Below are 22,333 nucleotides of genomic sequence, written 5' to 3'. Positions count from 1 at the left end.
GTGACGATATCCCGGGTTCTTTTGACACGCTGGCGACAATTTACAACCGGTACGGTCAATCGAGAGATCGTCGGTGCAGCTCTAACCATTGGCCTGATTACGTCACTGGTTAAGGTAATAAGTTTTTTTAAAGAGACCATCCTGGCCAGTGTATTTGGTATAACGACAGATCTAGATGCCTTTATTTTTGCCTTTACCGTTGTAAGTTTTTTTCTAGATCTTTTACTAAATGCTTTCCAATCCTCCTTTATTCCTGTATTTGCTCAGATTGAAAATCGAGGTATTCCACTTTATGCTCAACGCTTTTTGGCAAATACGGTTACATTTCTTTTGATTGGGATAGTTGGGGTGATTATCCTCTTTATAGGGGTACTCCCACAGATGTTAAGGATAATAGCTTACGGTTTTTCACCGGAAAAGCAGGCCTTGACCCTCTCCCTGATTTGGGGGCTTATCCCCTATTTTTTCTTGAGAGGTCTAAGTACTTTATGTCATGGAGTACTTCAGGCGGGAAAGCGTTTTGGGTTTAGCAGCCTGGTTCCTGTCTTTACACCCCTCGTGACCATCTTTCTTTTACTTTTATCAGGTTCGAGCTGGGGGGTGAGAGTTTTAGTCTGGGCCACGGTTATAGGAGCAGGCATAGAGCTTAGTGTCTTACAGTTTGCTTTAGCACGAAGAGGTTATAGTCTCAGGCTGAACTGGGAACCGATCAACTCAGATCTGCGGCGGGTATTCCTCCAAACGGGGGCATTAATGGGAGGAACTCTTATGATGGGTAGTACTGCGCTGGTCGATCAGGCAATGGCCTCTGGTCTGGATGCGGGTTCTATTGCCGGACTTAATTTCGGTAATAAAATTCCCTCTCTTTTAACCAATATAACGGCCACTGCCCTAGCTACGGCTATTCTACCTTATTTCTCGGAAATGGTTGCCCGACAAGATTGGGAAGGTTGCCGACATACTTTAAAGCGATACACCCAACTCTTATTACTCACCAGTGTTCCTCTTGTAACAGTCCTTATTCTGATTTCAGAACCTTTAGTACGTCTTATCTTTCAGCGTGGGGCATTCGATGCCCAGGCGGCACATTTGGTGGCCGGAATTCAGCGAGCTTATTTACTTCAGGCTCCCAGTTATCTTATAGGTATTCTGGCCGTCAGGCTCATCTCGGCAATGGGAAAAAACCAAATCCTTACCTTTGTAACAGGTGTTAACATGGTTTTGAATGTGATCCTCAACTGGTGGTTTATGCAGATCTGGGGAGTCTATGGAATTGCCCTATCCACCTCAACAGTCTATTTAGTTTCAACGATTCTTTGTATGGGTTTCGCTACAAGGTTGTTAAAGTAAAGAGGATGTTTTTTCATCTTCTAATAGTCAGGCGTAAATTAGTATCTGTTTGTTTTATCGTGAAGTATTATAAGTGAAAGGATTATGGAGACTGTCGATTGCAACTTATGCGGATCAGCTAAATTGAAATTTGTTTATAGTATGCCGGACAGGCATTTTTTCCCCAATGAAAGATTTAACGTGGTAGAGTGCAAAGGGTGCGGTCTTGGATTTGTAAATCCAAGACCAAGCTTTGAGGAAATAAACCGTTATTACCCAGCCGAGTTTTATGAGTATTTTACCACAGATTTAGCTTTTCATAAGAAAAGATATCAGGAAGAAAGCAAATATTTGCTGGATGTTAAAAAGGGAAAAGATCGTCCACGTCTTTTGGATATAGGGTGTGCAAACGGTGACTTTGCAAGGTACATGGCCACCCAGGGATGGGAAGTTGAAGGAGTTGAAATCTCTGCTAATTCTCAACCTATTCACGATTTTCCGGTATATCGAATACCCTTTGATCAACTCGAGGGGAAATGTGCGCGGTATGATGCCGTAACGGCATGGGCTGTTTTAGAACATGTACACAATCCTATGGCCTATTTTAGAAAAGCGAGTGAGGTCTTAAAATCGGATGGGATTTTTGTTTTTTTGGTTACAAATTTTAAAAGCTTATCATCTAGAAGGCTTTTCGGTGAAGATGTCCCTCGTCATTTATACTTTTTTACAAGGGATACAATTCAACGTTATATGGAGATAGTTGGGATGGAGCTTATAGCCGAAGATTATAGGAATAATATATACGGGATGGCTCCCAGGGGATGGCTTTATTATTTAATAACGCGATTGGTGAAGCGTCGGGATTTTACTTGGGAAGATATGCCACCTAGCTTCTCTCAGTATTTGAACAGGAATAAACTGGAAAAAAATATTTTTTCGATATTTCGTTATGCCTTAACTCATCCTATAGATATATTGGACCGTGCCTTAGTACCTCTATTGGAATGCTATCAGATATGGACAAAAACCTACGGCATTGTTACTTACACTGCAAGAAAAAAATGAAGGATTAATCGTTCTGAACTTTATGGAAAGGATCGATAGAGTTAGCAAAGAATACTGGGACTCAGGATGGGAAGTTCTAGAATTGCCTCCTGCTATAGATTTTGAGCGAGGACTTCTAAAAAATCCTATTCCCAGACGATTTCATGAATTTTTTACTCAAATCTTTTCGGGACTTAGAACTTCTGAAAGTAGCCTTTTAGAGATAGGATGTGCAGCCTCGGTATGGTTACCTTATTTCGCTAAGGAGTTTGGTTTTCAAATTTTTGGTATTGATTACTCAGAAAAGGGATGTTGTTTGACAGAGAGGATACTGGATAGAGAGAAAGTAAAAGGAACGATTATATGTGCTGATTTTTTTAATCCGCCAAAGGAAATGATAGAAGTTTTTGATGTAGTTATTTCTTTTGGGGTTGCAGAACACTTCACACCTACGGAAAGGGTCTTAGCCGCTTTTGCTCGATTCCTTAAATCCGGAGGGATTATGATCACGCTGATACCTAATATGATAGGAAGTGTTGGGTTTATTCAAAAATGGTTAAATAAGCCAATTTATGATATTCACGTTCTGCTTTCGTGTACTGAACTAGCTAAAGCCCATGAGAAAAGTGGGCTGTCTGTAATTTCCTGTCGGTATTTTATTTCAACAGATTTTAGCGTGGTCAATTTAAATGGTCTTTCTAGAAATATCTCCTTTCAACTTAAAAGAGTGCTATTAAGAACCCTGATCTGGTTCTCAAAAGGAATTTGGTTATTTGAAAATGTGGTATCAGAATTACCTGCAACCCAACTTTTGTCACCTTACATGGTCTGTACTTCAAAAAAATAGATTGAACGAGAGATTAAGCGGGAATCCCCACTTTATGGGCGCACGTTTAAGCACCTTCGAAGCAGTTCCCATAGATGATTTTACTGCAGATGTTGTTCTTTTAATTGAAACGATTGAACACCTGGATGACAAAGCATTGCAGAGCATTTTACATGAAATACTACTTATCACGAAACGCGGGGGCTACATTGCGGTTACAACTCCTAATGAAGAGAATCTTGCTGAACACCAGGTTATATGCCCCAACTGTGGTTGTGTATTCCATACCGTGCAACATATGCGTTCCTTTTCTGCAGATTCCCTAAGCCAGGTGATGCAAGTAGCTGGATTTACTGAAATTGTTTGTCGTCCAACTTTATTCTCTCGTTATCCCAAATTATTCAGGCTTCTACATCGGGTAAAGTATAAATTAAAAGAAAAAAAATTTCCTCATTTGCTATACATTGGACAAAAATTAGTAGATGAGGAAGCCTTAAAATTATTTAATTTAGCAAATCGATAGGCCTCAAATAAACAACTAACATAAATAAATATGGTAGGGAAAAGAATTCTTTTTCACATTCATGCCTTAAGAACCGGTGGAGCAGAGCGCCAGCTCGCCCTGTTGGTAAAGGGTCTCGTAGCCAGGGATGTTGAGCCTCATGTGGTGACTCTTTATCCCGGGGGTTCGTTCTGGGAGAAACTGAGGACATGGGGAAAAGTCCATCTTATTAGTCTGAACCGAAAAAGTAAATGGGATTTTTCGGTCATTCCTCGGTTAGCAAAATATATCAAAACAAACAATATAGATCTTATTCAAGGTTGGATGCCACCGGCCAATACCTTTGCGGTCATAGCCGGGCTAATAACCTGGCGGCCTGTAGTTATGGGTGTCCGTGCCTCTAACGCGGGTTATCCAACTCTTCGTAGCAAGTTATATCTACATACGGATGGCCTGCTAGGTCGTTGGATGGCTCGAGCGATAGTTTGCAACTCCGAACGAGGTCGGCTTTACCACGTTGGTATTGGCTATCCAAAAAATAAATTACTTGTAATTCCTAATGGAATTGATATACCCGAGGATTATAAGTTCCCCCCACCTTTGGCTCATGAGCCCCCCTGGCATATAGGAATGCTGGCACGTTTCGATCCCATGAAAGACCATCCTACCATGTTTCAGGCTCTGCGCATTCTCTTGGATCATGGAGAGAAAGTGATACTTCACCTATATGGAGATGGACCGGTAGATTACCGCACAGAACTTATGATCCTGGCAAAAAACCTTGGAATCTCCGAATGTGTGAAATGGTATGGGCCGGTGGAGGATATCTGGTCAGTTCTGGCTGATATGGATATTCTTGCCTCCTCCTCTTATGGAGAAGGAATGTCTAATGCTTTACTTGAAGGAATGGCAGCAGGACGGATAATAGTGGCGACAGATGTTGGAGATGCCAGAGCTTTGCTTGGAGGTTCCCATGGTCTTTGCGGTTACCTTGTTCCTGCCAAAAATCCAGAAGCTTTAGCCTTCGCCATCAAAAAGGCATTGAAAAATCCAGAAAAGGCCCGGCAATACGCTCAACGGGCCCAAAGTATCGTTAGAGAGTATTACGATAAGACGATTATGATTGAACGTTATCATCACCTATACGATCAGATTTTATCAGGTTAAACGACCATAGGATAATCCCAGAAGGATGGAAGAAAATGAAGCTGCAGTTATTGGAGTTCTTAGTTTGTTCAGATTGTAACAGGTCCCTTGATTTAAGCGGTAATACCTGTAGGGAGGGTGAAGAGTTGGTAAAAGGAACCCTAACCTGCAGGGGTTGTAAGCGCTGTTTCCCCGTATTAAAGGGTGTGCCACGTTTTGTTCCTGATACGAATTATGCGGATTCTTTTGGATTGCAATGGAATCGGTTTGCAACGACCCAGCAAGATAGCCTGAACCGTACAGAAATTTTCAGGGGGCGTTGGAATCGAATTATTGGGGAAGGACCGGAAGTTACGAAGGGGAAAGTAGTCTTAGATGCCGGGTGTGGTGCGGGACCTTTTATAGAGCTGATCTCAGACTACGCCCAGGAAATTCTTGCCGTCGATCTATCTTCCGCTGTGGATGCCTGTTATGAATTACATGGAAAAAAGTCGAATGTACATGTTATTCAAGGGGACCTCTTTCATCTTCCACTTCGTGACGGGATTGCAGATCTTATCTATGCCATCGGTGTGCTTCAGCACACCCCAGATCCTTTAAGAGCCTTTATGGGTATTTTATCAAAGGCAAAGCCTGGGGGGATGGTGATCATCTGGAATTATCCTTATCGTTGGTGGCGATGGCTGACACCGCGTGCCTGGTGGAGGATGTGGGTTTCGCGGTTATCACCCAGAACCACTTATGATTTTATCCGTATTTATACCCCTATAGCTTTAGGGTTGCGCAGATTGGCAAGAAAAGTACCGGTTGTCGGGAGAAAACTACAAAAGATTATCTTTGTTTGTGATTATGAAGAAATTTACCCGGAACTTAGCGAGGTTCAGCTTTACGAATGGGCATTGCTGGACACTTATGATTCTCTTGCTACCCGCTATGAGAATTGCTTACCCGATGAAGCTTACATAGAGATAGCAACTAAATCAGGCTTCACCCTTTATAGCCGGGGAATCGATGGTAAAGGGCCGGTCTTACGTTTTCAACGTAATTAGGAGTATTTTTATGTGCGGCATCACAGGTTATTGGGCCAGGGAAGGACAATCAGAAGACAAATTCTGGGAGGACCTTCCCCGGGCAGTTACTAGCCTTCATCATCGCGGGCCTGATGACAAAGGACTTTGGAGAAATTCCCAGGGTGTTGGATTAGGGCATACCCGTTTATCTATTCTAGATTTATCAGAACGCGGTCACCAACCCATGGTAAGTCAGGATGGTCAGATCGCTATGGTTTTCAATGGAGAGGTTTACAACTTTCGTGAAATACGTAAAGATCTGGAAGCTAAGGGGTATACCTTTTGTGGGAGTGGTGACTCAGAGGTAGTATTGGCCGCGTTTTGTGAATGGAGAGAAAAAGCCGTTGAGCGCTTCATCGGTATGTTTGCCATTGCCTTTTGGGATGGGAAAAATCAAAAGTTATACCTATTTCGGGATCGCCTGGGGGTCAAACCCCTGTACTATGGCTGGGATGGGCGGAATTTTTGGTTTGGTTCCGAGCTGAAAGCTTTACGTGCTTTTCGCCACTGGCAGCCAGATATAGACCGACAGGCTCTTGGTGAATTCTTCCAATATGGATACATCAGCGATCCAAGAAGTATTTACCGGCAGGTTCGTAAACTCCCGCCGGGCCACTGGCTGATATTGAGAAAAACCGGGGAACCTATCGTTCAGCCATACTGGTCTGTACTGGATGCTCTGGATAATCCCCTTCGGGGTCCTGAGAAAGAACTGGAAAATCAGTTGGAATCCCTTCTGATCGATGCCTTTCGCTACCGCCTGGTTTCAGACGTGCCCGTAGGGGTTTTCCTTTCGGGAGGAATTGACTCGTCCACGGTTACAGCCATTTTGCAGCGCCACTCCGGCCAGTCTATTCATACCTTTACCATCGGCTTTAAAGAAAATCAATTCGATGAATCCCCATGGGCACGGCGTGTAGCAGAGCACCTGGGAACCCACCATACCGAATATTTACTTTCTGTGGATCAAGCCAAGGATATTCTCCCCCGGTGGGCTACCCTGTATGATGAACCTTTTGGAGATTCGTCTGGAATTCCCACATGGCTGGTATCTAAGGTGGCCCGGGAGCAGGTAAAAGTCGCCCTATCGGCGGATGGAGGAGATGAACTGTTCGGAGGGTATACCAGTTATGATTTCATACCCAGAAAAGTTGCCACCTTGCAACGGATTCCCGGCTGGCTATGGAATATGGTAGGAACCCCGTTGAAGGTTATACCAAGGGATGTTCTGATTTTATTAGGTCGGATTTTACCGGCGGGCAAAGGTTATAAAATGATCGACCGCCTGATTAAGCTGAAATATATACTTCCTACCCTGGATCCTGCTCAATTTTTCGATTTAGCCTCATCCCATTGGATAGTACCTGAGATTGATGACCTGATAGGAGGTTATTCTCCCCAAAGACACTTGTTGGACGTTTATACCGGTTCTTATGAAGAACAAATGATGTTGTGGGATCTTCATTATTACCTGCCTGCCGATATTCTTACTAAAGTAGATAGGGCCAGTATGGCCGTAAGCCTGGAAGGACGGGAGCCTTTGTTAGACCATCGGTTGGTAGAATTTGCTTTTCGTCTCCCTTTGAATTTACGCCGGGGTCATTTAGGCAGTAAGCACCTTCTGCGTAGAATTCTCTATAAATATGTCCCCCGTGAATTGGTGGATCGGCCTAAACAGGGTTTTGGTATTCCTCTCAGAGAATGGCTGCTAGGGGATCTCTTGGACCTTTTGGATTACTACCTGGATCCAATACGCATCCGCAATGCGGGAATTCTGAATCCAAAACTGGTTCAACGAACTGTTTATGAATTTAAAAGAGGGCATAGTATCGATGTAAATAGAATATGGCTCCTGTTGGTATTCGAAATGTGGCGGGAGAAATGGGCCTGAAAAAAGCCAAGAACCTTTTCCTTAACCTGGGTCTGTTTTTTATTGCATTATCTCTCACTTTGTTTTGTATCGAAGTCTATTTAACGCTCTTTGATAAACCCGAGTTAGTAGGTACCAGCGGCCCTAAATTTTTATATCGTTACCATCCCCAGGCAGGCTATGCATTGAATTACAACTTTTACTCCAAAGACATTGAAGTGACCGATAAAAATAATCATTGGGTAGCCACCTATACGAATAAATTCGGTTTTAGAAGCTGGAAAGATATCAAGGAAAAAAACGATATTCTGCGTGTGATGATGTTGGGGGATTCATTTACTTTCGGATATGGGGTGCGAGATTACGAAACCTTTTTTACTAGATCAGGGTAGAAGTATCTTTGTTACAAAACCTATAGGCAGAGTAAAAAATTTAAAAATTGAGCTTTATAGACCGTCGGGAACAAAGGCCTTTGCTTTAAGAGGGTTTACCTTCTATGGTGAGGTTTTATAAGAATCCACTTTGGGCAGCCATGGGACCTATTCCGGTTGTAGGTACGGGTAAAAATTTCTTACTGTTGTCCTCTTTATTATTAATTCTCATCGGTCTCAACAAGCACTTTGCCTGGGTTCCAGAAATCATCTTCCTGATCCCGATTCTCTTATTTATAGTCACCTCATTTATATCAGGTTCTCCTATCAGCAGGTTACTTTCTATTATCCTGGTAGTATTTACACCTTTTGAGTATTTAGCCTATATCATTCCGTTCTTATACATTCCCAGGGTTTTGCTTTCCCGGCATAACTCCAGATTGTCTAAATCTATAAAATTTTTTTTGTTGCTTTTACTTTGTTGGGTCCTCATCGACTGGGGAGTTAGTCAGGTCAGGGAGTTAAATTTACTCTCCTTAGTTTTATTTTTCATCACTTTTTTATCACCCTTTATAGTTATGGTAGGAATAAGTATGGAGAGAATATCCTGGAGAGAAGTAGAACTTTTATCACATGCTTTTATAAGGTTCTCCCTCCTTCAGCTCATTCCTGTTCTTGTCGGTCAGATCTTTCGTAAGGACTGGTTTCCTGGCGACTCAAACTTCGGATCTTTGAGATCTACTAACGAAATAGCATTGATCATGATTGTTGCCCTCACGGTCATTTTATTCGATCGAAGTCGAAGGATTTCAAATATAACTTCCTGGAGAGAAGGGGTATTAATTCCATCAATTGGATGTGCTTATCTCCTATTCGAAAGTGAAACTAAACATCTCTTGATTTCTTTGATTATTGCAGGATTTTTGTATATTATCATAAGAATTATCGCTTCAAAAAAACTACCCATAAAAACAAAGATCCTCTTTTCAGGTTCCCTGGTATTTGGAAGCCTCTTTATAGCTTTTATTACTCCGTATGTTGGAAATCTTTATATAAAATATCTAGTCGGGGATGAAAACAGAACCCTTCAGGATTACCTTGCAACATATACAGATCCTAACCATAAGTTAGTTTTTGCACAACGCATACTCTCAAGAGATTATCCATGGCTCATTGGGGCCGGTCCGGGAACCATTTCCTCAAAGGCTTCAAACAGTCGAGCTTCTGATACCATGTACAAGGAACAGGGGAGTCGATTATTCAACCTCGTTGAACCTTTCACGAGTAAACTGGCAAAGGAATATTATGTAGATTTATATGACGAGGAGTGGGCTGTCCAGGCACAATGGCGGAGCGCTGCTTTGACAAATCCCTTCTCTTCCCATCTGGCGATTATTGCAGAACTCGGAATCATGGGATGGTGGCTTGTGGCTTCCCTCTATCTTTCTATGGTGCTAAGTGCTGAGGGTTTGAAAACCGGGGATAGCAGGAAAGATTCTATTATTGTTGCAGGGCAGGTGTGCGCCCTGCTGATATTTGTAGCATCTCTTTTTGATACTTATATGGAAGTAGCTCAATTTATGTTGGTTACGATCCTGTTTGTAGGATTACCCTATGCAAGTTTAAAGCCTATGGTTTCTATACGAAGCCGGATTAAAGTAATAGAGAACAATATAGATGGGCAGTATGGAACAGTCTAATTTTGATCAATAAATCCCTGAGAGATGATCTCAGGCTATATCTGCTAAAATAACGACAATGAGAGAAGCTATAGATCCGGGGCCTTCAAGGGTATCTTCCATCCCCCATCGTAGAGTTTCAAAAAAATTCTTATATATTGGATTGTTACCGGTAGTAATGTTGGGAGGGATTTTATTTTTGCTATTTAACAGATGGGTTAATTCCTCTATTTACCTGTCTGGGGAATTCCTTCAGAGCGATTGGTCGGGAGGTATTGGGACAGGAGCTAAACAATTTGAATCCAGTCAGAATATCATCACAACCGCAGCCGGACATCTCCAACTTGCTGAAGGAGCTATAACGGGTGTATTAACCAGTCGGATTTTTGATGCAGGTAAACCGGCCGGCTTTGGGCGGGTTGAAATTACCGGAACCCAGGGATTAGTGAGTATTCCTGGAACCCACAATCTACTCCCCAATGCCAGTTTTGAGTGGGGACCTCAGGGGAGTTTGGAATACTGGGAGGCAACCGGTTCCGAAAATGGTTTTATAACTCATACTTTGGTGAGTGATCTACCCTTCCAGGCCAGCGCTGGGCATTGGGCTTACTTGGGCCAGAACAGTATTCAACCTTCTATTGCTCCTGTGGAGGTTGGTTTACGTACCAGCATACCCATTGCCGTTAACCCCTTTCTCACGTATGCGTTAAGTGTCGATTTTAGAACCCCCGATGGGCCATCAGGTACTTTAACCGGTAGTGTAATCGCTTATGATAAACTGGGGCAAGAAATTGGGAAAATTGTTGCTTTCACTCAGACTACAACATCAACAGAATGGCAGCGCTACACAGGTACGATCTCTTTTTCATCTATACCTTCTGAAGTAGCAACCGTACGTCCACAATTCATCTTCAATGCACCGATCATTATGCGTTTTATGTTAGATGCCATCCAATTCGAACCGGGAATAGCGACTCCCTTCCATGAAGGTTATGACCGATCCACCTTTGCCCTGTATGTTCGTACAGGTCCTACACCTACTCCGGATACCAGTTGGACACGCTGGCAAGAAGTAAGTACCTATGTGCCTACCGAACTCGGTCAGAAGCGATATTTACAATATCAAATTAAAATGACAAGGACCAACACTGAAGCTCCTTCTCCATTGGTTACACGAGTTCGAATTAAGTATATAACCCCATCGGTCTTGGATTGGCCGGTTATAGGACGAGACCTACAGAAGACAAGTTTTCAACCAGGATCTTCTGATATTACAAAACCCATGGTTCGCTGGCGAGTCTCTACGGGAGGCCGGTTGCGAAGTTCAGAAATGACCGACCTTGATGCCGATGGATTTCCGGAGTTTATTTTTTCTGAAGCCGGACGAATACGTGCAGTATCCATAAAGGATGGACGGGATCTATGGGTTTCTCCTTATCTCCAACCAGAGGTATCCCTGGTCCGTGTAATTGACGTAAACGGAGACAACCGGAAAGAAATTCTGGTGACCGCAACACCCCGGTTCACCTTTATAGTACTGGATGGACTGACTGGCCAAACTTTGTGTCACTTTGAAAACGGGTGGCTTCATGGTTATGATGCCGTTTGGAATACCTTCAAAGATGTTTCTGGAGATGGGATTACAGATTGGGTTTCCACAGCCTTTAATGGAACCAATTGGGTCACCTATATGTGGAGCTTTGCCAAAGGCTTTGGAGAGGGCGGTATATGTCATCCGGTCTGGCAAACCCCTCATCCGGGTTGGAATCACCATGCTACAGAAGCCGGGGATTTAGATGGAGATGGTCATAACGAAGTCGTTGTATTTGACCCACCCATCGTTAAGGTTCTGGATGGATCAACGGGTAAAATACTGGCAGAATATTCACAACCTGGAATTTACGGAGAATTAACCGAATTAGTTCTTCAAGATATGGATAACGATGGTTCTTTAGAAATTATTGCCCATTCCTGGAGTGGACGGGTTATTAATGGAGGTAATCTCTCTGTGCTGAAATACACAAAGAATCAGTTAACTCCCCTTTGGACTATCTCAAATGATACGACGTGGTATTATGAAAATACCCAAAAAATTGTAGATGCTTCCCACGATTGGAATGGAGATGGGTTCCCAGATGTGGTTTTTAATGTTTCGTTAAGAGATATGGTACAACATGTATATATTTATGATGGACAAAATGGTCATCTCATTAAGGATTTAATAAGATGTTGGGCCGTGGCCGGAGCTGATTTTGATGGAGATGGACAGATTGAGTTACTAACGGTTCTTAATAAACCGGTCAGAGCTTTACAGTTGCTGAAGTCGACGAATTCGAAATGGGAGAAGCGTTGGTCCTTGGAGGGCACATTGCTGGGAATCCTAAGGCTGGAAGAGGGAACTATCCCCTTGATTGGGTTATATCATCAAGGAAAACTCTGGATCTATCAGGATAAGAATAACGAGACTCCCCGGTTAGTAAAAACATTGCCTGTTGATGTACCCATATCCGGTTTATATATAACCGAAACAAATTCTGGAATCTTCCTGGGAGTTTCATACCAAAATGGTAAGGTTACCTTCTGGAATTGGGAGACAGGCCTTCAGCAGAGTGAGTTCCAGGTTGGAAATTGGGCAGCACCGGTTTGGGCTATACCGGAGAGACAAGCCAGAGCTACTCGCTTGATTTTTTGGAGCAGTACGGATCAGACCGCTCAAGTAAAGTTTCCCTCTCATACCTGGCGAGAAACTGTAGATCCCACATCCGTATCTAATAACCTTCTTTATCCGCTTTATTTAACTGATAATTTAAATTTACAGTATTTTACCCAACTAGGACCCCAAGAGAAATTGATTCGATCAGATACAGCCCAGGTATGGGAAACCCCGATACATTTAAAGGTACTGGGATACGGAAATTTTAATGGAAAAGGACGATTAGATATTTTTGGGTTAAGCCCTCTGGGATATATAGCCTTAGATGGGGATAACGGCAAGATTCTATGGACACGGGCTTTTTCTGCCTACTTCCCAAATGTATTGGCAATTAACGACTTGAATAATGATGGTTATGATGACATAATAGGAATCTGGGGCTATGCCATGAGCGGAATAGATGGAACCCTCTTTCGGCATTACCCCAGTCATGAAGATGCTCGTTTCTTTACTGTTAATTTAAATGAAGATCCTGAACCGGAGATTATCTCTGCAGCAGGAGGTTATCAAGTAGGAGTTTTTGCGCAGGATGGCCGCCTGCTGTGGTCACTCCCTTTAGCCGATGACGGCTATGAGACGACCGACATCCTGCCGACCTTTCTGGACGCAGACGGCGATCAGATAATGGATATAGCTATCCCCAATGCCAGTGGGCGATTACGGATCTTACGGGGGAAAGACGGAAAAGTCTTGCAGGATTTATTCCTAAGCCAGGGTAAAATCGTTTCCCCTGAAACCCAGAAACCGTCTGCCTTGAGCAATGCGGTCAGTACAGATATAAATGGAGATGGCCAGGTTGAAGTCCTGGTAGGGAGTGGAGACGGCTGGTTATATGCCATTCGGGCCAGGGATGGTCAGATTGTGTGGACCTATAATTTTGTTTATCCGATCCAGGACTTGATCCTGGCCGATGTAGATGGAGATGCACAGGTAGAAGTCATTGTCAGCGTTAGTGATGGTTACCTTTATGTAGTGGATCAAACTCCATAAGAGTCAAAGAGCCGGTTATACATATTAAAACCAATGCCATAAATTCAAAGGTTTTCTCTTACTCCGGGCTCTGGTAGAAGGATATTAAGAGAGGAAATTCCTACCGGAGAGGTTTCCACCTGCTCTTTTCCACCCTAGAAGGGAAAGAACCTGATTTTAACGTTTCTTCCCCTTGCGACAGTGGACAAAGTTGAAGGAGAAACCTTAACCTCGCACCAGCGTAGATTTTACTACCATTGATGCAAAACCTGGAAAGGTAGGCGAGGGAACTCCTTGAGTTATCGTCTAAACGCAGAATGAAAGTCTTACATGTGACCGGTGTATATCCCAGTCCAGAAAATCCCCATACGGGATCCTTTATTGGCTTCCAGGTTGATTCCCTTAGAAAAAAGGGCATACAGGCGGACGTTTGCGTTTTGAAGGGACGTGGTCTCAAAAAATACCTTGGGGGTATCTACCAGGTCAGAGAAAAGCTCAGATCGAAGGAGTATGATATTGTACACGCCCACTACATGTATGCAGGCTGGACAGCAAGGCTCGCCACAACCCTTCCTCTTGTTGTTTCCTATATGGGGAATGATGTTTTAGGCAATTGTGATGATTCAGGAAGATATACCCTGAGAACGATTCTAAGCCATCGTTTTTTGAGCAATTTACTGTCTATTTTATCCTCCTATAGTATTGCTAAATCCCATGAACTTGCAAACTGCTTAATAACCAAAAAAAAATCCGTGATACCCAATGGGATAGATCTGGAGATATTCCGGCCAAAGGAAGTAGACCGCCTGGAATTAAATCTCCCTGAAGAGAAGTTCTATATACTTTTTGCAGGTAGGAAGTCTGACCCGGTAAAACGTTATCCGTTGGCGAAAGCCGCTGTAGATTTGCTCAGACAGTCAATCTCTTCGGTTGAACTAATCACAGTAGAAGGAAAACCCCCTTCTATGGTTGCAGACTATCTAAATGCTGTGAATTGCCTGCTTTTAACCTCTGCCCATGAAGGGTCACCTAACATTGTGAAAGAAGCCTTAGCCTGCAATCTTCCGATTGTTGCAGTAGATGTGGGAGACATCCGTGAGCGTTTGGAAGGCGTAGAAAATTGTTACCTTGTTAAACATGATCCTGTTCATATCTCCTCGGCTCTTCAGAAAGTTTTACAGACTAACACCCGTTTAAGAAATGGTCGTAATAAAGTTCTGGCATTAAGTTTAGAAGCGGTAGCAGATAAAATTATTGAAATTTATAAAATAATTCTCAAAAGAACAGGGTAACCTCAACTATGTGTGGTATTGCAGGGGTATTCATCTTTAATTGGGCTCAGACCCTTAATCGGGAATTGCTGACCCGGATGTGTGATTGCATGACCCATAGGGGGCCTGATGATGAAGGCTTCTTTATCGATGAAACCCAAAAGGTGGGGCTTGGCCACAGACGACTGAGTATCATTGACCTGGCAACAGGTAAACAACCCATGTCCGATCAAGAAGGTAGAATTTGGATAGTGTTCAACGGAGAAATCTATAATTTCCGTGAATTGAGGAAAGAATTAGAGCAGAGAGGCCATATATTCCAGACAAAATCAGATACCGAGGCTATCATCTACCTATATAAAGAATATGGTGAAACCGCTTTTGCACGCTTGAATGGAATCTTTGCCTTTGCAATTTACGACCAACAAAAACATGTTCTCATATTGGCCAGAGACCACTTTGGGGTAAAACCAGTTTATTACACCATAAACAACGGAAAACTGCTGTTCGGATCTGAAATAAAAGCTATTTTTCAGGACCCTTCCATAGAAAAAGAACTGGATTATGAAGCCCTCCATAGCTTTCTTACCTTTCGATATAATCCTTCCCCCCAGACGCTTTTCAAAAATATCAAAAAATTGAGTCCTGGACACTATTTGAAACTAGATTTTCGAGGGAACCTGGAACTGAAATCTTATTGGGATTATATACCTATTCCCCACCCGAAGATCTCTGAAGCAGAGGCAATTCTGGAATACCAAAGATTGCTCGAAAATGCAATCAGACGTCAGATGATAAGCGATGTACCTGTGGGTTTGCTATTAAGTGGTGGTATTGATTCGGCTGTGGTAGGGTATCTCATGCAAAAAGAGGCTTCTGGCAGAATAAAGACTTTTACCATTGGATTTGAAGGTAAAGGGGATTACAATGAACTGCATAAAGCCCGACGTACAGCAGAATTGATCAATTCTGAACACTATGAGATCTGTTTATCACAAAAGGAATATTTAAATTTTTTTCCTCGCTCCTTTTATTACCTGGAGGAGCCTTTCGCTGTGACGTCAACCACAGCTTTATATTATGTTTCTAAACTTGCAGCAACCCATTTAAAGGTGGCATTGGCTGGTCAAGGTGCCGATGAACTATTAGCAGGGTATGCAAGGTATTTTGGAGAATACTACCTGAGTAAATATGCCCGATTCTTACGTTTACTTCCCCTCCTAACCCTGGTTCAAGTACTCCCACGCAATGAACGCCTGAAGCGTGCAGCGTTTGCCTGTCAGTTTGAAAATGAATTAGAAAGGTTCTTAGCGATTTATACCATCTTTACCCCTACTCAAAAAGCCCGATTATTCAACGAAGAGATCAAGAAGAGAGTAATCAATGTAGATCTGGGATTAGTCGAACGCTGGTACCAACAAACTTTTCATCTTAAAGATTCTCTTGCGAAGATTTTATATATCGATACCCGCATGTCTTTAGCCGATAACTTGCTTTTGTTGGGGGACAAAATGTCTATGGCAAATTCTTTAGAGATGCGTGTTCCTTTTTTAGATATAGAGCTGGTTAAGTTTCTAGAATCTCTGCCCTCCACCTTAAAGTTAAAGGGAAAAGTTCATAAATACCTTCATAAAATGGCCGTTAAAAAATGGCTTCCCCAGGAAATCATCCTCCGAAAAAAACAAGGATTTGCAACGCCTATGGATTTATGGTTACAAAATAATCTAGCCATAACTGCAAAAAAAATATTTAATAGTAAGGATTCAACTTGCAGGAACTACTTTAATATGGCATATATTAATCGACTTATTGACCTACATCAAAGTCGTAAACAAAATTACCAACGTCAGATTTTTGCCCTTTTGTCTTTCGAATTATGGCATAAGGTGTTTTTCGAAAATCGAATTTTAGATTTCGAGGAAATGGTTCCTGTAAAAAAGTCGAATAACCTGTCATAAGAATTTTATTTCAAAAAAGGGAAAAGATAAGGTTGATTTTATCATGGAGAAGAAACTTTGTCATGTATTCTTTGATGAATTTCCAAAAGACTCCAGAATTCGAAGATACACCAATACGCTGTTAGCCCATGAATTTAAAGTTTTTATTGTCTGTATTAAGGGGGATTCCAAAAAAATTTTAGAACATAATGGGAATATTAATATTTATCGGGTTCCCTTAAGGAAGAAAAGATCTTCCTTTATGAGAAGACTCTGGGAGTATTTTCTTTTTGAGGTTTTTAGTTTTTTGATTGTTTCTTATCTTTGCCTTCGACATCGGATAAGATTATTCCATGTGCATACTCTACCAGATTTTTTGGTATTTACTTGCTGGATCCCTAAAATTCTAGGCTCAAAAATCATCTTAGATTTCCATGAACTATTTCCCGAATTCATGTGTCAGCACAAACCCTCCACTCAGAACTCTTTTATCATGAAGATCTTGTATTTTCAAGAGAAGGCATCTTTTGGATTTGCGGATGAAGTGATAGTTTTTCATGATCTTGCCCGAGGGATATTAGAAAACAGAGTCAAGATAAAAAAAAATATTACCGTTGTCATGAATGGAGTGGATCCCTCCGAGTTACCTCTAATTCAGAGAGAAAAAACAGATAAATTTAATATTGTTTACAATGGGACTATAAATTTTAATTTAAATCTTTCATTGATTGTAAAAGCTTTAGAAATAATTAAGAGGAAATATCCAGAGATTTATTCTAAAATAGAATTCCATTTATATGGGGACGGTCCAGACCTGGAGAATATATTAAACCTGGCAAACAAGTTAGCTATTCATAATGTTCGATATCAGGGAAGACTGAGATTTAAGGAAATGATGGAAAGACTCTCTACCGCATCGGTTTGCATTCTGCCGCCCAAAAAGGATATTTATTCCGATTTATACTATTCCCTTAAATTAACGGAAATGATTTATCTTAAAATTCCGGTAATCGCAACGAAATTAAAAACCTATTTATATTACTTCCCCGAGGATTGCGTAATTTATTTTGATTCTGATGACGCTGACCAGTTGGCTGAAAAAATAGTTTTTGTTTATCGCTACCCCTCAGAAGTTCGTAAGTTTACGGAAAACGCCTTTAATAGATATCAAGCTTACAAGTGGGAGATTATGAGGGCAAGATATATCAAGCTAATTAACTCCTTAATCTGTCAATAAAAATTTCTTTTATTTTCTATGCTCCCATTTGGTTTCCTATATTCTCGGGCTAATCAAAGCTTCAGTTTAACGGAGATCCCTGCTCTAGGAAGGAATTCTTAGGTTTATGAAACGATATCCACCTTATAAATATATTCTTGCACTGCTGGACTGGATATTGATCAACATAGCGTTTACTGTAGCGCTAAAGTTTCACAGTCCAAAAATGGATATATTTCCGCTCTATTTTCCTTTCATAACCCCTGAGGTTTTATTCTTCTTGGTGTATGCTTTAGGGATTATTTTAATTTTCCAACATCACTGTCTTTATAGAATAAATGTATTTCTTACTGTTTCAGATCAGGTAATCGGGATTAGCCGGGCGCTCTTCCAGGCTGCAGTGGGTTTTGCTCTACTGTCCTTCTTCACAGAGTCTCGAATGGAGGGAATCTTCCACATTGTAGATCGCCTTATTGTGGATAGTCGACTCATAATTCTCTATTTTGCCCTCATAAGTTTTGGATTATTGCTTTTTTTTAGAGTTTTTCTTTTTCGAAATCTATTTTTGTTTCTTACGAAGAACCACCTTTATCATCGATCACTTTTGATCATCGGAGCTGGGAGGACGGGAAAATCGGTTGCAGCCAATCTTCGTTCCAATAACCCTTATGGCTTACAGGTAATCGGCTTTCTTGATGATAAGAAACCTGTTGGTTCGACCATCTTCAAAGGTCTTAAAGTACTTGGGAAAGTTTCCGATACCCCCTATATCGTTGACGAACACCGTATCAATGAGATCCTGGTGTGTTTAGACAATGTCTCCCACATCCGTCTCCTGGAGGTTATCGGAGTATGTTTAAAAACCCGTGCCTTGATCAAGATTGCCTCTCCTCTCTACGAGATTATTCCAACTCTTATCCCTATAGAACGCTACGGAAATGTGCCCGTGGTTGCCGTCAGTAACTCTACGCCGAATACCTTACAGCGGATTTCCAAGCGGGTATTCGATTTATTTTTTACAAGTTTGGCTTTACTACTTTTGGCGCCTGTTTTAGTTATAATTGCTATCGCCATTAAGATTGATTCACGGGGCCCTATCTTATTTAAGCAGACCCGGATTGGAAAAAATGGGAAGCCATTCCAGTTTTATAAGTTCCGCTCTATGTACTTGGGGAGTGATAAGGATGAGACTCGAAAGCAAAGATATGAGATCTTCATCCGTGAAAAGAAAAACTATAATCCTCATCAGAAATTGACAAAAATTATCGATGAGTCCAGGATTACCCGTGTTGGAAGATTCATTCGCAAAACAAGTCTCGATGAACTGCCCCAGCTTATTAACGTTCTTAAGGGTGACATGAGCCTAGTGGGCCCTCGTCCCTGTCTTCCCTATGAATGGGAGCGTTATGAGGACTGGCATAAAAAACGTCTTAGCGTCACCCCCGGCTGTACAGGAGTCTGGCAGGTGAGCGGGCGAAGTCGTGTAGGATTCGAGGACATGGTGATTCTTGACCTTTTTTATATCCATAATGCTTGGTGGCTTTTAGATTTACAACTTATCCTTAAGACAATCCCGGTCATGATCTTTGGGAGAGGGGGAAAATAAACCATTTTCGAGGAGATAAAGATGAAAATAGGCGTCGTTGGGCTTGGTTATTGGGGACCAAATCTTGTTCGAAATTTTTTGGCCGTGGAGAACATCCAGGGAGTAGTATGCTGTGATATTCAAACCAGACATCTCCAAAGGATCAAACAAAAATTTCCTAACGTTGAAGTTACACCGGTCTTTGAAGACCTTTTGAAACGAAAGGATATAGATGCTATTGCCATTGCGACACCGGTCTCAACCCATTATCCTCTAGGTATGAAAGTTCTTAAAGCTGGAAAACATCTTTTCATGGAAAAGCCCATGACAACCAAAAGTACGGAGGCTTACGAGCTTTTGGATCGTGCTGAAAGTAAAGGATTAACCCTCATGGTAGATCATACCTTTGTTTATACCAGTGCCATAAGGAAAATAAAAGAAATCATAGATCGAGGAGACGTCGGGGAAATACTCTATTTCGACTCCGTACGGGTGAATCTGGGATTATTCCAGCATGATACCAATGTGATCTGGGATCTGGCTCCCCACGATATATCCATCATGGATTATCTCATTGATAAACGGCCTGTGTCGGTTTCGGCTGTCGGCGTGAATCATTTCAATGATCTGGAAGACATGGCCTATTTGACGGTTCACTTTAACGATAAACTTATAGCGCACTTTCATGTGAGCTGGCTATCCCCCGTAAAGATAAGAAGAATTCTGTTAGCCGGAACCAAACACATGGTCGTCTATGATGATGTAGAACCCAGTGAGAAGGTGAAAGTATACGATAAGGGTGTGGAAATCAAAGGAGAAGAGGCCGTGTACAATACCCTGATCCAATATCGAGTCGGGGACATGTATGCCCCCAAAATTGAACAAACCGAAGCCCTAAGCTTTATAACCCAAGAATTTGTAGAATGTGTTTTAACCGGAAAGCGCCCCACTACCGATGGGCGGGCAGGGTTGAATGTTGTTAACATTCTGGAAGCAGCCGAACGCTCTCTGCGCTCAGAAGGGAGAATGGTGGAGCTTAAACAGAATTAATGGAACTCTATCAACGCATAGCCCCAGATGTAAAGTTGGGAAAGAATGTCAAAATCTTTGCTTTTGTAAACCTCTACGGGTGCGAAATCGGAGACAACTCAAAAATAGGAGCTTTTGTGGAAATTCAAAAGAATGCAAAGATCGGTCGGAATGTCAAAGTCTCCAGCCATACCTTCATCTGTGAAGGTGTCATCATCGAGGATGATGTCTTTATAGGGCATAACGTTTCTTTTATTAATGATAAATATCCACGCTCTACCAATCCTGAAGGCCAACTTCAGACCGAAAAAGACTGGAAAGTAATTCCTACACTGGTAAAAAGAGGTGCTTCCATTGGAACAAGCTCAACGATTTTGTGCGGAATTACTATAGGTGAGAATGCCATAGTGGGAGCAGGTAGCGTTGTGACCAAAGATGTCCCCCCAAATGTAATAGTGGCAGGTATCCCTGCACGGATTATCCGTAGTTTGTAAAGCTTATCAATTTATCATGCTGAGGATTAACTTCAGAGATCTTCTAAAAATACCCTGGAAATGGAAAAGCTTAATTATAACTGGAACCTTTCTTTGTTTAATTATCACAATGGTTGTAAGCTTTACCATGAATTTGAGAGTACCTAAAATTTATCAGGCTACCGTCTCACTATCTACAGATCTGAATAAAAACTCTGAGGAGATAATCAAAGACCCGAAGGTGAGCCTGATTAAGGATCAAGCAGTGGCTACCAGGGTTATAGAAAGACTCGGATTGGATAAACCTCCTCACCTATTGAATCCGGAAACTTTGATTGGAATGATATCTGTTGAGCCCCTACCGGGAACTCCTCTTATCACTATCAGGGTTAAATACACGGATCCTGAAAAAGCCCGAGATATAGCAAACGCTATAGCAGCTTCGGTAGTTGAATTAAATAAGGAACTCACCGAGGCCGAAATAGGTACTTATCTGGAAAGACACCAATCCGATCTGAATTATTGGGAGACCAGGGTAGCTAAAGCAAATGAGGAGTTATTAACCGCTCAGGAGATTCTTGAAGTCAGTAAACTTAAAAAGGAAGTGCTCCTGGAAGAACAGAAAAGGATCAGGTTAGAATTCCTGGAGATAGATCGGAAGCTGGAAGAGCAAAACACCAACTTAGAAGTATTCAGCCAAAAACTTAATCAGGAAAAGAAAATTCTTGTACTTTCCCGTTCTTTATCTAGAGACTTCGTAATACAAGATAATACAAAGGAATTTCTGACTTTTTCACCGTCTGATTTTCCAGAAATTCAGATAAAAGACGAGCAGATAAATCCTTTATATAAGGACTTGGAACCTAAATTGGTGGAGGCTATCTCTAATTTGGAAGGGTTAAAGACCAGAAAATTATCCCTGGTCAGAGATATAGAAATTAATGAGAAACAATTAACCAATTTACAGAAAGAATTGATCCAAAATGAAGTAAAGCTAAAAGACGCAATGAAAGCTCTCCAGCAAGCTGAAGAAATTCGCCGACGTGCCCAGCAATACCTGGAAGACGCCCTCAAGGTTGTTGCTGTTAAGAGGGATCAGATTTTAAAGGTGGTAAATTCAGCCAGTCTACCTAAAAACCCTCTCAAATCGGATTCTATTCTAAGAAATGTATGGATTGTAGGAATAGGATTTCTGATTCTGATTATCCTTACTTTTCCTCTGGAGCATATCTCACGTTCTAAAACTAAAGAATCAATTAAATCTCATCAGAAAGGCCACTAGTAGAATAAAACTCTTGACAAA

The 22,333-nt window shown here is 41.7% G+C and carries 17 protein-coding genes; all 17 read left to right on the top strand.

Annotated features, from left to right (window positions below):
- The 17 genes from VNM22_09175 (at position 1) to VNM22_09095 (ending at position 22,312) form a co-directional block, all read left to right on the top strand.
- Positions 1–1,350 carry a lipid II flippase MurJ gene (locus tag VNM22_09175; GenBank protein ID HWP47319.1) on the top strand — a complete coding sequence of 450 codons (1,350 nt, stop codon included), beginning with the start codon at positions 1–3 and terminating at the stop codon, positions 1,348–1,350.
- An 84-nt stretch (positions 1,351–1,434) separates the two neighbouring features.
- The gene (locus tag VNM22_09170) at positions 1,435–2,394 is read left to right on the top strand and encodes a class I SAM-dependent methyltransferase (protein HWP47318.1); all 960 of its coding nucleotides are present in this window, start codon (positions 1,435–1,437) and stop codon (positions 2,392–2,394) included.
- Entirely contained in the window at positions 2,366–3,220 is an 855-nt protein-coding gene (locus VNM22_09165) for a methyltransferase domain-containing protein (GenBank protein HWP47317.1), read from the top strand. Before VNM22_09170 ends, VNM22_09165 begins: the two co-directional genes overlap by 29 nt.
- Positions 3,221–3,254: 34 nt before the next feature.
- Complete coding sequence (locus VNM22_09160; GenBank protein ID HWP47316.1) at positions 3,255–3,722, top strand: methyltransferase domain-containing protein; 468 nt, start codon at positions 3,255–3,257, stop codon at positions 3,720–3,722.
- Between the two features lie 30 nt (positions 3,723–3,752).
- On the top strand, positions 3,753–4,868 hold the full coding sequence (locus tag VNM22_09155) for a glycosyltransferase (protein ID HWP47315.1): 1,116 nt from the start codon (positions 3,753–3,755) through the stop codon (positions 4,866–4,868).
- Between the two features lie 185 nt (positions 4,869–5,053).
- Positions 5,054–5,896, top strand: coding sequence for a class I SAM-dependent methyltransferase (locus VNM22_09150; GenBank protein HWP47314.1), 843 nt, complete (start codon positions 5,054–5,056; stop codon positions 5,894–5,896).
- A 10-nt stretch (positions 5,897–5,906) separates the two neighbouring features.
- Complete coding sequence (gene asnB / locus VNM22_09145) at positions 5,907–7,808, top strand: asparagine synthase (glutamine-hydrolyzing) (protein HWP47313.1); 1,902 nt, start codon at positions 5,907–5,909, stop codon at positions 7,806–7,808.
- On the top strand, positions 7,799–8,179 hold the full coding sequence (locus VNM22_09140; GenBank protein HWP47312.1) for a hypothetical protein: 381 nt from the start codon (positions 7,799–7,801) through the stop codon (positions 8,177–8,179). The genes asnB (VNM22_09145) and VNM22_09140 overlap by 10 nt, the downstream gene beginning before the upstream one ends.
- 104 nt (positions 8,180–8,283) lie before the next feature.
- Entirely contained in the window at positions 8,284–9,858 is a 1,575-nt protein-coding gene (locus VNM22_09135) for a hypothetical protein (protein HWP47311.1), read from the top strand.
- A gap of 178 nt (positions 9,859–10,036) precedes the next feature.
- A complete protein-coding gene (locus VNM22_09130) occupies positions 10,037–13,540 on the top strand; it encodes an FG-GAP-like repeat-containing protein (protein HWP47310.1) in 3,504 nt (1,167 codons plus the stop codon).
- 296 nt (positions 13,541–13,836) lie between these two features.
- On the top strand, positions 13,837–14,811 hold the full coding sequence (locus VNM22_09125) for a glycosyltransferase (GenBank protein HWP47309.1): 975 nt from the start codon (positions 13,837–13,839) through the stop codon (positions 14,809–14,811).
- An 8-nt stretch (positions 14,812–14,819) separates the two neighbouring features.
- Positions 14,820–16,748: an asparagine synthase (glutamine-hydrolyzing) gene (gene asnB, locus VNM22_09120; GenBank protein ID HWP47308.1), complete on the top strand. Its 1,929-nt coding sequence runs from the start codon at positions 14,820–14,822 to the stop codon at positions 16,746–16,748.
- Between the two features lie 43 nt (positions 16,749–16,791).
- Positions 16,792–17,964, top strand: a complete 1,173-nt coding sequence (locus tag VNM22_09115; GenBank protein HWP47307.1) for a glycosyltransferase family 4 protein — start codon at positions 16,792–16,794, stop codon at positions 17,962–17,964.
- A gap of 106 nt (positions 17,965–18,070) precedes the next feature.
- Positions 18,071–19,549 carry a sugar transferase gene (locus VNM22_09110; GenBank protein ID HWP47306.1) on the top strand — a complete coding sequence of 493 codons (1,479 nt, stop codon included), beginning with the start codon at positions 18,071–18,073 and terminating at the stop codon, positions 19,547–19,549.
- Positions 19,550–19,570: 21 nt separating this feature from the next.
- On the top strand, positions 19,571–20,578 hold the full coding sequence (locus tag VNM22_09105; GenBank protein ID HWP47305.1) for a Gfo/Idh/MocA family oxidoreductase: 1,008 nt from the start codon (positions 19,571–19,573) through the stop codon (positions 20,576–20,578).
- On the top strand, positions 20,578–21,051 hold the full coding sequence (locus VNM22_09100; protein ID HWP47304.1) for an acyltransferase: 474 nt from the start codon (positions 20,578–20,580) through the stop codon (positions 21,049–21,051). Before VNM22_09105 ends, VNM22_09100 begins: the two co-directional genes overlap by 1 nt.
- A gap of 127 nt (positions 21,052–21,178) precedes the next feature.
- Positions 21,179–22,312 carry a hypothetical protein gene (locus tag VNM22_09095; GenBank protein HWP47303.1) on the top strand — a complete coding sequence of 378 codons (1,134 nt, stop codon included), beginning with the start codon at positions 21,179–21,181 and terminating at the stop codon, positions 22,310–22,312.
- Positions 22,313–22,333 lie beyond the last annotated feature (21 nt).

This window comes from Candidatus Limnocylindrales bacterium (genome assembly GCA_035559535.1).
Classification (GTDB): Bacteria; Moduliflexota; Moduliflexia; order Moduliflexales; family JAUQPW01; genus JAUQPW01.
The sequence above is the reverse complement of the archived record's forward strand: the minus strand, read 5'-3'. Positions and strand labels throughout refer to the sequence as shown.